This window comes from Paenibacillus campi (assembly GCF_034659835.1).
Classification (GTDB): domain Bacteria; phylum Bacillota; class Bacilli; order Paenibacillales; family Paenibacillaceae; genus Saccharibacillus; species Saccharibacillus campi.
Genome location: NZ_JAXSQZ010000001.1, coordinates 1,291,060 through 1,304,258, shown reverse-complemented (window position 1 = coordinate 1,304,258; position 13,199 = coordinate 1,291,060). Strand labels below are relative to the sequence as shown.

General features: G+C 46.1%; 9 protein-coding genes. 1 reads left to right on the top strand and 8 read right to left on the bottom strand.

Features of this window, described 5'->3' with window-relative positions:
* Positions 1 to 56: 56 nt before the first annotated feature.
* Positions 57 to 2,492, bottom strand: coding sequence for a DNA mismatch repair endonuclease MutL (gene mutL, locus U1I11_RS05190; RefSeq protein ID WP_322904349.1), 2,436 nt, complete (start codon positions 2,490 to 2,492; stop codon positions 57 to 59).
* A gap of 181 nt (positions 2,493 to 2,673) precedes the next feature.
* Positions 2,674 to 5,508, bottom strand: coding sequence for a DNA mismatch repair protein MutS (mutS, locus tag U1I11_RS05185; RefSeq protein WP_322904348.1), 2,835 nt, complete (start codon positions 5,506 to 5,508; stop codon positions 2,674 to 2,676).
* Between the two features lie 287 nt (positions 5,509 to 5,795).
* On the opposite strand from mutS, the gene U1I11_RS05180 reads away from it, so the two are divergent.
* Positions 5,796 to 5,951 carry a hypothetical protein gene (locus U1I11_RS05180; RefSeq protein ID WP_322904346.1) on the top strand — a complete coding sequence of 52 codons (156 nt, stop codon included), beginning with the start codon at positions 5,796 to 5,798 and terminating at the stop codon, positions 5,949 to 5,951.
* Positions 5,952 to 6,176: 225 nt separating this feature from the next.
* On the opposite strand, the gene opp4A is transcribed toward U1I11_RS05180, so the two are convergent.
* The 6 genes from opp4A to U1I11_RS05150 form a co-directional block, all read right to left on the bottom strand.
* On the bottom strand, positions 6,177 to 7,982 hold the full coding sequence (opp4A, locus tag U1I11_RS05175; RefSeq protein WP_322904345.1) for an oligopeptide ABC transporter substrate-binding protein: 1,806 nt from the start codon (positions 7,980 to 7,982) through the stop codon (positions 6,177 to 6,179).
* Between the two features lie 39 nt (positions 7,983 to 8,021).
* Entirely contained in the window at positions 8,022 to 8,927 is a 906-nt protein-coding gene (locus tag U1I11_RS05170) for an ABC transporter permease (RefSeq protein ID WP_416235584.1), read from the bottom strand.
* A gap of 67 nt (positions 8,928 to 8,994) precedes the next feature.
* On the bottom strand, positions 8,995 to 9,963 hold the full coding sequence (gene opp4B / locus U1I11_RS05165) for an oligopeptide ABC transporter permease (protein WP_322904344.1): 969 nt from the start codon (positions 9,961 to 9,963) through the stop codon (positions 8,995 to 8,997).
* Between the two features lie 18 nt (positions 9,964 to 9,981).
* Complete coding sequence (locus U1I11_RS05160; RefSeq protein WP_322904343.1) at positions 9,982 to 10,908, bottom strand: ABC transporter ATP-binding protein; 927 nt, start codon at positions 10,906 to 10,908, stop codon at positions 9,982 to 9,984.
* On the bottom strand, positions 10,886 to 11,917 hold the full coding sequence (locus U1I11_RS05155; RefSeq protein ID WP_322904341.1) for an ABC transporter ATP-binding protein: 1,032 nt from the start codon (positions 11,915 to 11,917) through the stop codon (positions 10,886 to 10,888). The genes U1I11_RS05160 and U1I11_RS05155 overlap by 23 nt, the downstream gene beginning before the upstream one ends.
* A 192-nt stretch (positions 11,918 to 12,109) precedes the next feature.
* Positions 12,110 to 13,084, bottom strand: coding sequence for an aromatic acid exporter family protein (locus tag U1I11_RS05150; RefSeq protein WP_322904339.1), 975 nt, complete (start codon positions 13,082 to 13,084; stop codon positions 12,110 to 12,112).
* Between the last annotated feature and the right edge of the window lie 115 nt (positions 13,085 to 13,199).

The window sequence follows — 13,199 nt, the reverse complement described above, 5'->3', positions numbered from 1 at the left end:
GATGAGTAGCGCAGCAGCTCGGTACGATCACGATCGACAGCAACGAACGACTTCGCTTACATCACCCGTTTAAACAGCTTTTCCAGATCATAGCTGGAGAAGGACACCACAATCGGGCGTCCATGCGGACACGTATACGGTTGACGGCAAGCGGACAAACGCTGAATGAGCATCTGCGCTTCCGCTTCAGTCAAGCGCTGATTCGCCTTGATGGATGCTTTGCATGAACAAAGTGTGGATGCTTGCTCACGCAGCTTAGCAAGATCGATCTTACGTTCGCTAAGTACCCATTCCGCCATCTCCTCAATGACGCGCTGTTCTTCCCCTTTTGGAAACCAGTACGGATACGCGCACACGCGAAACGTCTGACCGCCAAAATGCTCCAAATAGACGCCCACCCGCTCAAACCAATGCAGCCGATCTTTCAATTTATCCGCTTCGGCGCGTGTAAATTCAAGTGTAATCGGCAGCAACAACTCCTGTGACACCGATTCAGGCTGACCGAATTTTTCGTAATAAAATTCATAATTGACCCGTTCATGTGCGGCATGCTGATCAATTAGAAATAAACCTTCCTCATTTTGCGCGATTAAATACGTGCCGTGGTGCTGACCGATCAAAGTCATTTGCGGAAACTCCGGCACATCCGGCTCGGTTGCGGTGCCATATAGCAGTTCGGCTGGTATAGTGCGATTGGCACCTGGGCGCTGCGCTGGACGTGCTGGTGGCACAGATGAGCGTTTATCCGGCGCATAAGCAGCATGACGTTCACGAATGCTGGATGAAGCCGGAATAGGAGTTGAAGCGTTTGTACTGACCTGCCCCGTATTAGCTGGTGCTGTAGTCGTTCGTGCATCGAATGGCAGTTTGGCAGCCGTCGATGCTATCGATAACGGATCAACGGCAGGCGCAGTGTGCGAGATATTACCTGCTGCTTGTGCTGCTGTCTGTGCAGCAGAAACTGGCTGTCCACCAGTCGCGGACTGCTGCCCTGCGTTTGTCGGTCGTTGCCCCATTCGCTGTTCATCACCGTTGTGCACAGGTTGAGCAGCAGAAACTTCCGGCAACGACTGCCCGACTTCTGCTTCTCTAGCTGTTGCTGACTGTGTAGGTTGTGGAGCAACAGCAGACTGCTCTCCCGTTGTCAAACTTGCTTGACTCGATTGCTCATTCGTCTGCGGCTGTGGCAGTTGTCCAGCAACTGTTGTGGCTAGCAATCCATCCACCGTACCGTTAGCAACGTGCTCATGATCTGCCGGCGGGATGTCCTCATCTCGCAGTGGCGGTACATAAGGCGCATCCAATTCACCGATCTCATCAGCCGCCATATGGCTATGCTCAGCAGCACGCACAGACCGCTTGCCCTCACCACTAGGTGAGAACAGATCATGTGCCGCATAGCTATCCTGTTGTGGCGTTGGACGTGTAAAATTAAACTGTTCCTGAATAATCGACTCGCTATTACCACGCTTGACCGTTTGCTTGGTCACATGCGGAATCAAAATTTCTTTGCGCAACGCTTGCCGTACCGCTTCCTCCACAAATTGCATCAGCTCCGGCTCTTTGCTGAAACGCACTTCCATCTTCGCCGGATGCACATTGACATCCACCAAAGACGGATGCATTTGCAGCCGTAACACGGTTAGCGGGTAGCGGTTAATCGGCAACAACGTATGATAAGCACGCAAAATCGCCTGATTGACCGCATAATTTTTCACATAACGACCATTCACGATTACCGACATCGCATTCCGGTTCGCACGTGCAATTTCCGGACGCCCGATAAAGCCGTCGATACGATAATCAAGACTGTCACTATTGATCGGCAATACCATCTTCGCTGCCGATGTGCCGTATACAGCGGCAATCACCTGTAACATATCCCCGCTTCCAGGCGTTTGTAGCAGCATATTATTGTTATGGCGCAGCGTAAACGCAATTTCCGGATGTGCGAGCGAAATACGGTACATCATGTCGGAAATATGACCAAGCTCGGTCTGAACGGTTTTCATATATTTTAGCCGTGCCGGTGTGTTGTAAAATAGGGCATTCACACGAAAATCGGTACCGCGCGGTGCCGCATCATCTTCATTGCTTTTGAGCGTACCGCCTTCGATGACAAGCCGTCGCCCAGCTCCATCATCCGTTGCGCTAGTGAGCAGTTCCACTTTGGACACCGCCGCAATACTGGGCAACGCTTCGCCGCGAAAACCGAGACTCGTAATTTGATACAGATCGCGATCATCCGCCAGCTTGCTTGTCGCATGACGATAAAAAGCCGTCTCACAATCTTCGGCAGCAATCCCCAGCCCATTGTCCTGTACACGGATCGATTCCAAACCGCCTTCCGCGATATACACATCAATCCGAGTCGCTTGGGCATCAATCGCATTTTCGACCAGCTCCTTCACAACAGAAGCCGGACGTTCCACCACTTCACCTGCCGCAATCTGATTGGCGATATGTTCATCCAAAACACGAATATTCCCCATCTTTGTTCCTCCTTTCTTCCCAAAAACAAAACGGTTATAACGATTAACGAAACAATTACACCAATTACAATAATGATAAACCAGCTCCACACTTGGTTAAAAAATGATCGCTATATGTTTATCGCTTTATGACATTGCTTACTTTTCATTTTATGATGATCATTTATTATATAAAATTCACTCAAGCACGCATCGTTTTCATTTTCAGCTCATTTAACAACTGCATCGCTTGCAGTGGTGTCATATTCATCAGATCAGCACCTTGAATCTGACTAATAATCTGCTTCGTCAGCGGGTCTTCTTTGACCCGTGCTGGCTTGACATCTTCCTCGCCAAAAATAGACAATTGTACAATTTCCTGCTGTTGCTGTTGTGCCGTTTGCTGCTCCACTTGCATGGCGGATTGTTCATGTTGCACAATTGTACGCTCCGCTACGGATTCGGCTACCTGGTCATTATATGGCGTTTCCGGCATATCGAGCACAGCCACTTGCTCCCTGCTTGCTGTTACACGCTCATAATTAGCCGTATCTTCACGCACATCGATAGCACCGTTTAAACTTCGCTCTTTCCCCTGCAAAGTCGTTACGATCGTTGTATCGCTCTCCGCGACGACCGTCGTTGTCGCCGCCTGCTCCATTCGCTCCAGCAACACATTCGCACGGCTAATGATGCTGCCCGGCAGACCGGCAAGCTGTGCGCAATAAATGCCGTAACTGCTGCTTGCCGCGCCTGGCACCAGCTTGCGCAAAAAGTGTACTTTATCACCGCTCTCACGCACAGCCATCGAGAAGTTGCTTAAATGCTCCAACGTTTCCTCCAAATGAGCAAGTTCATGAAAATGCGTGGATACGAGCGCTTTACAACCGATCTCATGATGCACATATTCAATGACCGCTTGCGCGATCGCCATGCCTTCACTAGTGGACGTTCCGCGTCCCAACTCATCGATAATAATGAGACTGCGCCGGGTCGCCCGTTCGGTCATCACCTGAATGTCCGCCATCTCGACCATAAATGTGCTTTGTCCGCCAATCAGATCATCCGCTGCTCCAATACGTGTGAAAATACGATCGACCATCGGAATTTCCGCTGCACCTGCCGGCACAAAACAACCGATCTGCGCCATAATCGACAGTAATGCCACCTGACGCATATACGTGCTTTTACCTGCCATATTCGGCCCGGTAATGAGCAAAATATTGGCGCCCGTTTCGGTAATATCGGTACTATTGGAAATGAAATTCGTATTGTTCATCACCGCTTCCACGACCGGATGACGCCCGTCGCGAATGCGCAGATCATACTGCTCGCTTAGCGACGGCTTGACAAAACCACGTTCGGCGCTAACGGTCGCAAATGATTGATACACATCGATTTCGGCAACCTTTTCCGCCAGCAACTTCAAACGCGCCACCTGCGCAGAAATGCGGTTGCGCAGCTCGCTAAACAGCTCGTATTCGATATCGACCATTTTTTCCTGCGCTTCGAGAATAAGCGCTTCTTTTTCTTTCAGTTCAGGCGTTACATAGCGTTCGGCGTTGGCAAGCGTCTGCTTGCGCTCATAACGTCCCTCTGGCAATTGCGCCAGATTGGAACGGGTCACCTCAATATAATAGCCAAATACTTTATTGTAACCGATCTTGAGCGAACGAATGCCCGTCGCTTCACGTTCGGCAGCTTCAAGCTCGGCAATCCAGCGTTTGCCATTTACACTCGCTTCGCGCAGTTCATCTAAATGCGCATGATAACCTTTGCGAATCAAATTGCCTTCGCGTACTGAGATCGGTGGATCATCTACAATCGCACTGCTAATCGCTTGCGCCAGATCAGAGCATTCATCCAGTTGCGCGGCAATTTGTCCTAATGTGGACGATGGTGAATCTGCGCACAGCAGCCGCAGTTCGGGAATACGCAGCAGTGAATCACGCAGCGCCAGCATATCGCGCCCATTGGCTGTGCCAAACGCCATCCGTCCTACTAGACGTTCTAAATCATAAATGCCTTTGAGCTGTCCTTTTAAGTCCTCCCGCAAAATCAGTCCTTGATGCAGTTTGTCCACCGCTTCCAGCCGTTCTTCTACGAGCCGTTTGGACAGCAGCGGCTTATCGATCCACCGGCGCAGCATTCGTCCGCCCATCGGCGTCTCGGTTCGATCAAGCAGCCATAACAATGTGCCTTTGCGCGAACGCTCCCTTACCGTTTCAACCAGTTCCAGATTACGACGGGTAAACGGGTCCAAAATCATATAATTTTCCGGCTCATACGCATTAATAGCAGTAAGTTGCCCCAGCGAGCGCTTTTGCGTTTCGCTTAAATAGGCGATTAACAGCGCCACACATGCTTGACGCTCCTCATCCAGCCGTGCCCATGCCGCTTCGCCAAACTGCTGCCGTGCCAGTTGTTCACGCTGCTTTTCCCACGGTGTGTACAAAATTTTGCGTCCAAACTGCGCTGCCTGACGATACGCCTCATCTACCAGTTCCACCTGCCCGATAATTTCAGACGGCTCATACAGTCCAAGTTCATCGCGCAGCCACTCTTGGGAGGCTGGCGAGGATGTTACATGCAGCTCGCCTGTCGATAGATCACATGCTGCCAGCGCCATTTTGCCGTCCAGTTCAGTCACACAGATCATATAATTGTTCGCTTTATCGCTAAGCGCTTTGCTTTCCATCATCGTGCCCGGTGTAACGACGCGAATAATTTCGCGTTTTACAATCCCTTTAGCGGTAGCCGGGTCTTCGACCTGTTCGCAAATCGCTACTTTATAACCTTTTTCAATTAAACGGTGAATATAGCCTTCCGCCGAATGATACGGCACTCCGCACATCGGAATCCGCTCCGGCGGGCCCCCATTTTTACCGGTCAGTGTAATTTCCAGTTCCTTGGCTGCAAGCACCGCATCATCAAAAAACAGCTCGTAAAAATCCCCCAGTCGGAAAAATAGGAACGCATCCTGCGCTTGCTTTTTTATATCGAGATACTGCTGCATCATCGGTGTATATTGACTCATTATGCCCCTCCAGACAAACATTGTATTTCTTTATGAAAAAATTGCGTATGCATATGATATATAGTGTAGAAATCATATGCATAATGCAAATGCATGTTCGTTTATTCATTATAACGAAACTGTTTAAAAACTTCTATGCTTGTCTAACGTTGTTCAATTTATCCATAAAGTTAATCAAAATTGAGATGATTTCTACAAGTTGATTTTTTTGGAAACTCAATTTAAAATAAATCCATACTTCTTAAAATTTATTTAAGGAGTAAAATTATATTCAAGGAGAGATTAAGATGAAAAAATTAAAACTGTTCTTTGCCTCTTTGACTGTCGTTGCTGCTCTTGCTACTGCCGTAACCCCAATAGCTTCTGCTGGAACCATTACACCTCAAGGTTGCTACGGTTCTTATGCTGACAAAAATGGTGAAATTGTTCCGTGCGGGAGTTAATGGATTAACATAATATTGTTGATCATTACGTTTACTTACACTCAATGGTAAATAACTATATGAAGACTCGTCTGCAAAATGTGGACGAGTCTTTTTGATTTGCAAACATCAACTTAAAAGACGCATTCTACGCTTTTAGCACATAAAGGACTAGAAAGCATATGCCTTCTAGTCCTGACAAATCGATTTATCAAATACAATCCATGCTTTCTCTAACGCAATTCTTTATTGTGTAACAGGTTTGTCGGCAGTAAGCTCAATATCAGCCCATCCATCACCATCATAGCCGCTACCATATGTGATATCCAAATTTTTAATACGTTTGTTAACAGCAGTCAATTGATAACGATACAGCGTCGGAATAACCGGTGCATCATTAACCATCAGTTGCTGCCATTGATTATATACATCTTTACGATAAGAATCATCGAACGCTTTCTCAGATACGCCTTCTTTTAACAATTTATCGTTCTCATCGCTTGTATAACGGGAATAGTCAAACTGTGCTGTACGGCCATACAAACCTGCCGGATTCACATCTGTACCTGTTCCCCATGCTGCTTGGTAAATATCAATACTCGGATCATCGTTACCAATGCGATCATAAAAAGAGTTAAATTCTTGCAGACGGCCATCCAATAGTTGTACATTCAGACCAATATCTTTCCAGTTTTGAATATAGAACTGTGCTAATGGCTCCGCAACGCTATCACCACTCATGGACGCAAAGTTAATAACGAGCTTGTTACCCTTTGGATCTTCGCGGAAACCATCGCCATCTTTATCTACATAACCTGCTTGATCCAGCAATTGTTTTGCTTTTTCTGGATCGTAAGTATATCCTTGAATGCTTGCATCGTGATATTCAGAAAATGCCGGAATAATGAGTGTCGATGCAGCTGTACGTAGTCCGTGGTATAGCTGTGCAGCAACCTGTGCATTGTTCATCGCATATCCCATCGCCTGGCGGAGTGCTTTATTCGCCATTTTCGCGTCTGGATTCATTACATTTTCGCCTTTAGATTTGTCCCATTTCCCTAACTTGAAACCTACATAAGAATAAGCCAAATCTTGTCTGCCGAGCATTTCAATATTTTTGGGCAATGTTTTCTCGTCATAGTAGCTTGTTGGAAAATCAAGCATATCTACAGCACCAGAACGAAGCGATTCAACAACAACATTTGGGTTAACAACTTTCAGATTGATACCATCTAACTTCGGTGCACCATGAAAATAATCTTTATTCGCTACAAATTGAACGGATTCGCCTGTAACCATCGATTGGATTTTAAATGGACCATAACCGATTGGATTTTTACGAACAGGATCGGAAGATGACATTTTCGCCACTGGAATGCTACCAAATACTTTTTTCTCTAATGGATATGCCCAAAGTCCGGCTTTAACACTTGGATCGGGATTAATAAACGTAATTTGTACTTCCTTATCATTTACAATTTTAATACCAGAAATTGTTTTTGATTTTTTGGCATGGTAATCAGCCATACCAACGATATTTGTAAAGCTGGAGTCGTAACGCACACCATCATAGTCAGGGCTACCGATAACTTCAAAGGCAAACGCATAATCTTCCGCTGTAACTGGATTTCCATCTGTCCAATTCAACTTATCGTCGATTTTAACAGTTGCTGTTTTGTTGTCTGACGAGAAGCTAAGCGTAGCTGCACCGCCGTCTTTAATATTAAAATTTGCATCCAGATTAAATAGTGGAGAATAAAAAAACTGGATAACTTCATAGTCAGGATTTCCCTGATAAAAAATAGGGTTTAAAATACCTTCAAACGGTGTATCCGATACGAGACCATACGTCATCGTACCACCTTGAATTGCAGCGCTCGTATTTGTTACTTTTTTCGGAAATGCGCCTGTGTCTTTTGCTGCCTGACTCGTTTGTGATGTTGTTGCTGTGTCGGTTGCTGGTGTGCTTTTGCTGCATGCTGATAACACCAGCACAAGCGCAATCAATAAAATGGATACTGTTTTAAGGCTTCTCTTTTTACTTCCCATCATAAACCATCCTCCTTTTTGATAACCATGCCTTAACATTTATTATCCCAACCGCTGTCTGGCGTCTGTCGCGCGTTTTAACGCTTGACCGATAAAGTTAATCGCCAGAATAAGAACTAAAATCAGCAGCGATGCTGGTAACCACATCCACCAATAATTTTGTAAAATATTCGGGTCTGTCGCATTGCTGACAATCGTCCCCAAACTTGGTGTACCGTCCGGCAAACCGAAACCGAGATACGATAAACCGGTCTCAATCCCGATATTGCCAGCCAAATTGAGCGTCATATTGACGATCACGATGGAGCTTAAATTTGGCAAAATGCCAAGTGTGATAATTTTCCAATTGGGCGTGCCGAGCGTTTTGGAAGCTTGTACATAATCCAGCTCACGCTCTGCAAGCACTTTAGCGCGAATGAGCCTAGCTTTGCCGACCCATAAAAATGCGGTCATGATGCCGATAAACGACCATACATTATACTTTGGCACCACGGTTACAAATACGATTACAAGCATCAGAAACGGCAATACCAGAATAAAATCAATAAAACGCATAATGATATTATCGATCAAGCCGCCAAAAAAGCCGGCAATCAATCCAATCGTCAAACCGATTATCGCCGTAAACAACGTAATCATAAAAGCAATCGTAAACGAGTTACGCGCACCGAGTACAACCTGACCAAAAATATCACGACCAGCAAGGTCGGTACCGAGCCAGTGCTGCGCACTTGGCGGTGCTTTAATCGCCATCAAATCAACTGTCGTTACAGCATCCTGGTTAATCAAAAAGGTGGAACCATAAATGCCGATTAAAAACAGTACCAAAAAGACCAACGAAATCATTGCCAGCTTATCTTTAATTAGTTCCCTGCCCAGAATCGACCAACTGGATGGTGACTTTTGAATCGTTTCCGCAGGAGCAAATGTTTCTGCACGCATTCCCATACTCAGTCTCTTCCTCCGTTCATATTCAGATACCGGAATCCACTTCCGGATATGGCAATCCCCGCGTTTAGCTAATCCGAATACGCGGATCGACCCAGCTCAAAATAATATCCGACAGCAATGTACCGACAAGGGCAAGCAGACCGGAGATCATAACGAGCGCTGTAACAACAGAGAAATCACGCTGTGTGATGGATTGCAAGAAAAGCTGACCAAGCCCAGGATAACCAAAAATCGATTCGATAAACAGATTGCCCGCCAATACTGCTGTCAGATCATAACCGAGAAAAGCGGCGATTGGCAACAGTGAATTACGCAAAATATGACGGGAATACACTTTCGATTCCGGTACCCCTTTGGAACGTGCCGTTTTGACAAAATCTTTTAATCGGGTATCGATCACTTCATTACGCAAATACTGGATCGTTGCTGTCGTACTCACAAACGCTCCGGCAAAAGCGGGCAAAATCAAGTGATACAGACGATTCATATAATAGTCCCATGTGCCTGGCTGTACACCAGCATCGACACTACCGCTTGTCGGAAACCAGCCAAGCTGAAAACCAAACACGAATACAACGACAAGAGCAAAAATAAATAATGGTGTCGCAAAGCTTAAATACGTATAACCGGTAATCGTTTTATCCAATAAACTGTTCTGATAACGTCCGCTAAGAATGCCAAGCGGAATCGAGATCACATACGTCAAAATCAAAATGGCTACGCCAAGATAAAATGTATTTTCCAAACGACTGCCGATCAAATACGTAACATCCACTTTATGCACATACGAAATCCCTAGATTACCATGAAACAAATTGCCGACCCAACGTGCATATTGCACCATAACCGGATCATTCAATCCCAGACGCTCACGCTGTTCGGCAATCATCTGTGGGCTTAAATTCGGGTTTCCCTGAATCAGACCAGTTAACGCGTCCCCAGGCATTGCTTTTGCCACAAAAAACACCAGTACACTGAGCACAAACAGCTGGGGAATCATGATCAGAATACGGCGAAGCGTAAATTTCCACATTATTAGTTCCCCCTTACGTTACGGTAGTGCTACCTGATGTGATGAACTGATGTTTTTCAGTGCAACCGGTTTCCCTTCTGCGTCAAGTAGTTGTTTAAGATCATCTTGATAGGAAGCCATAATTTCGCGACGCAACCGTGCACTCTCCTGACGTTGACCCGGATCGATATTCGGGATCGCCGAAATGAGGCGGCGAGTATACACATGCTCAGGACGTTCATAAATATCTTCCGTGCTGCCCTGCTCTACCAATCGTCCGCGATACATAATGCCAATCTGATCGCACATATGGCGAACGATGCCAAGATCATGACTGATGAACAGATAGGTCAGCTTAAATTCCTTTTGAATTTCTTTCATAAAATTCAATACTTGCGCTTGTACCGATACATCGAGTGCGGATACCGGTTCATCGGCAATGATTAGCTTCGGATTCAGTGTCAATGCACGAGCAATCCCGATCCGTTGACGCTGACCGCCGGAAAATTCATGCGGATATTTGAAAGCCGCTTCCGGGTTCAGACCGACACGTTCCAGTAAATTTTGAATGCGACGACGTTCTTGATCCGGGCTTAATTTTTCAAAATTGCGCAGCGGTTCGGCAATAATATCGATAACACGCTTTCTCCCATTGAGCGAAGAATACGGGTCTTGAAAGATCATCTGAATATCGCGGCGCAAAGGATGTTGATTTTTGTGCGCCATACGCGTTAAATCTTGACCTTCAAAGGTGACGGTACCGTCCGTAATTTTATTCAAGCCGATAATGGCGCGACCGGTCGTTGTTTTGCCACAGCCGGATTCACCTACCAGACCGTATGTGGTGCCTGGCTCAATGCTGATCGACAGTCCATCGACTGCCTTGACATGATCGATTACACGCTGGAAAAAGCCGCCACGAATCGGATAATGTACTTTGAGGTTAGTTAGCTCCAGCAATGCCATCCAGTACGTGCTCCTTTCCTTCACCTTCAAAATGAAAATGCTGATAACAGGTGCAGCGCACCCAATGCTCTGCACCAACTTCATTCAATGTTGGCTGCTCAGCATGCGCCGTTTGCGGTATCCACGGAATGCGCTCGGAGAAGCGGCATGTGCCACGCGGAATATTTTGCAAGGAAGGGACACGTCCCTGGATCACATGCAGTTGATCCTGCTCGGCATTGGCTGCCGGCATCGAAGCAAGTAATGAGCGGGTATACGGATGAAGCGGATTGTTAAATAATTCATTTACACTGGCAATTTCGACGACTTCGCCTGCATACATAACGACGACGCGATCCGCCATTTCGGCAACGACACCGAGATCATGCGTGATCAATACGATGCCCGCTTCCGTTTCAGACTGAAGCTGTTTGAGTAGGTCCAAAATTTGCGACTGAATCGTCACATCTAGCGCCGTTGTCGGCTCATCCGCAATAATTAAAGATGGACGGCAAGCGATCGCAATCGCGATCATCACACGTTGCCGCATACCACCAGATAACTCATGCGGATATTGTTCGTACACACGTTTCGGGTCAACAATGTTAACATGTTCGAGTAATTCGTAAATACGCTCTGTCTTTTCCTTCTTCGATAACGATGTATGGTAATCCAGATTTTCTTCGATCTGTCTGCCGATCGTCATTAGCGGATTAAGCGCAGTGAGTGGGTCCTGAAAGATCATACCGATCTCGGAACCGCGAATTTTGTTCATTTGTCCGGGGGACAGTTTGTTTAAGTCCTGTCCTTTGAAGATCAGCTCTCCTTCAATGTTTGTGTTTTTGCTATCATGTAGCCGTGTAAGAGAAAGTGCCAGCGCACTTTTACCGCAGCCCGATTCCCCCACGATAGCCAAAACTTCATTCTTATTGATCGTTAAATCAAATTGGTCTACAGCGGGGTAATACTGATCCTTGATTCGAAAAGACACCGTCAGACCTTTGATTTGCAATACCGGTTCTGTGTTCAAAATTCTGGTTGCCCCCTCATCTCAAACTTTAACGCCATGTAAACTTAGTTCATAAGATTGTTATCATTTTATATTCATAATCTTCCATAGGTCAATAAAATTTATCTTTTTTTCAATTTGGACAAAAGTTTTTAACAAAAAAGCTATCACCAACTGTTATAGAGGTGATAGCTAACGCCTATAGGCTTATCCTTATTTTACCTTATTATCCTGAGTTAGCAAGGGATTTCTTGCTTTATCTCGTTTTGAAATTTTCAAATATTGCTCTAACTCACGGCAAAGCTGCAAAATGGCTGAATGCACTTCAAAATCCTCTCTCGTTACCGGAAGGTCCATCTTGCTGAATTGCTCCTGAAAACGAACGAGCAATGCTTCCGTCTTGCCTGTATAATGCGGTGTCTTTACATCTTCGGCAAGCTGCTCGAAAATTCCTGCTACTTGTTCCGCCTGCGGCATTTTACGATACAACTGGGAAACGAGCTGCATCATGTTTTGAATCGAATCCAAATGCTGTTTGCGCATATAAAAATAGACGATCCACGATTCATCCGGACGCAGGAACTGATTTTCCAGTTCACGTTTGGCGGCAACAAGCCCTTGTTCGACCTTTTTGCCCGCTTCAATCACTTCCTTACCGTCCCATACATAGCCAGGTTCTTCCAGCGTACGGGCAATTTGCGCGAACATTCTGGACAACAGATGATTGATTTCCAAGCGGATCGCATGCAGCCTAAGATGTGGGTTTGGCATATACGCCAAATTGACGATCGCTGCAGAACCGAGACCGATTAGCAGCAATGCCACTTCAACTAGCATCGCATGCATCGTCAGCAAGCCGCCATTGTAAATATGGACGACGACGACCGAACTCGTGACAATCCCTCCGCTAAAACCTGCACGCGTAATGATTGGAAAAGCGATCAAAATATACAACGCAAATACCCAGTGTTCAAATCCAAACAAAGAAAACAAGGCAAACGCGCATACCATCCCGATTAATGACGCAAAAAAACGCGCCGAAATCGTCATCAAGCTACGTTTGCGTGTCACATCCACTCCCAAAATAGCGAGCAATGCCGCCGACATTGCGCTCGGCACCCCAAGTGTACTGGCTACAACTACAGCCAGCAGAGCAGCAATAGCGGTCTTGATCACGCGAAAACCCATTTGTTTTTCTCTCCTTACTAATCTTCTGTCATATCGTCTTTATACAATCATTTAAGTCCGTTATCGTCTGAAATACGTGATAGCCGAATCAAATGATATATCGTTTTTATCCTAC

What these genes read in the sequence shown, in the direction of transcription:
- mutS (WP_322904348.1), bottom strand. Translation starts at nt 5,508, where the DNA reads ATGAGTCAATATACACCGATGATGCAGCAGTATCTCGATATAAAAAAG.
- U1I11_RS05160 (WP_322904343.1), bottom strand. Translation starts at nt 10,908, where the DNA reads ATGGCATTGCTGGAGCTAACTAACCTCAAAGTACATTATCCGATTCGT.
- U1I11_RS05170 (WP_416235584.1), bottom strand. Translation starts at nt 8,927, where the DNA reads ATGGGAATGCGTGCAGAAACATTTGCTCCTGCGGAAACGATTCAAAAG.
- U1I11_RS05150 (WP_322904339.1), bottom strand. Translation starts at nt 13,084, where the DNA reads ATGGGTTTTCGCGTGATCAAGACCGCTATTGCTGCTCTGCTGGCTGTA.
- opp4B (WP_322904344.1), bottom strand. Translation starts at nt 9,963, where the DNA reads ATGTGGAAATTTACGCTTCGCCGTATTCTGATCATGATTCCCCAGCTG.
- mutL (WP_322904349.1), bottom strand. Translation starts at nt 2,492, where the DNA reads ATGGGGAATATTCGTGTTTTGGATGAACATATCGCCAATCAGATTGCG.
- U1I11_RS05180 (WP_322904346.1), top strand. Translation starts at nt 5,796, where the DNA reads ATGAAAAAATTAAAACTGTTCTTTGCCTCTTTGACTGTCGTTGCTGCT.
- opp4A (WP_322904345.1), bottom strand. Translation starts at nt 7,982, where the DNA reads ATGATGGGAAGTAAAAAGAGAAGCCTTAAAACAGTATCCATTTTATTG.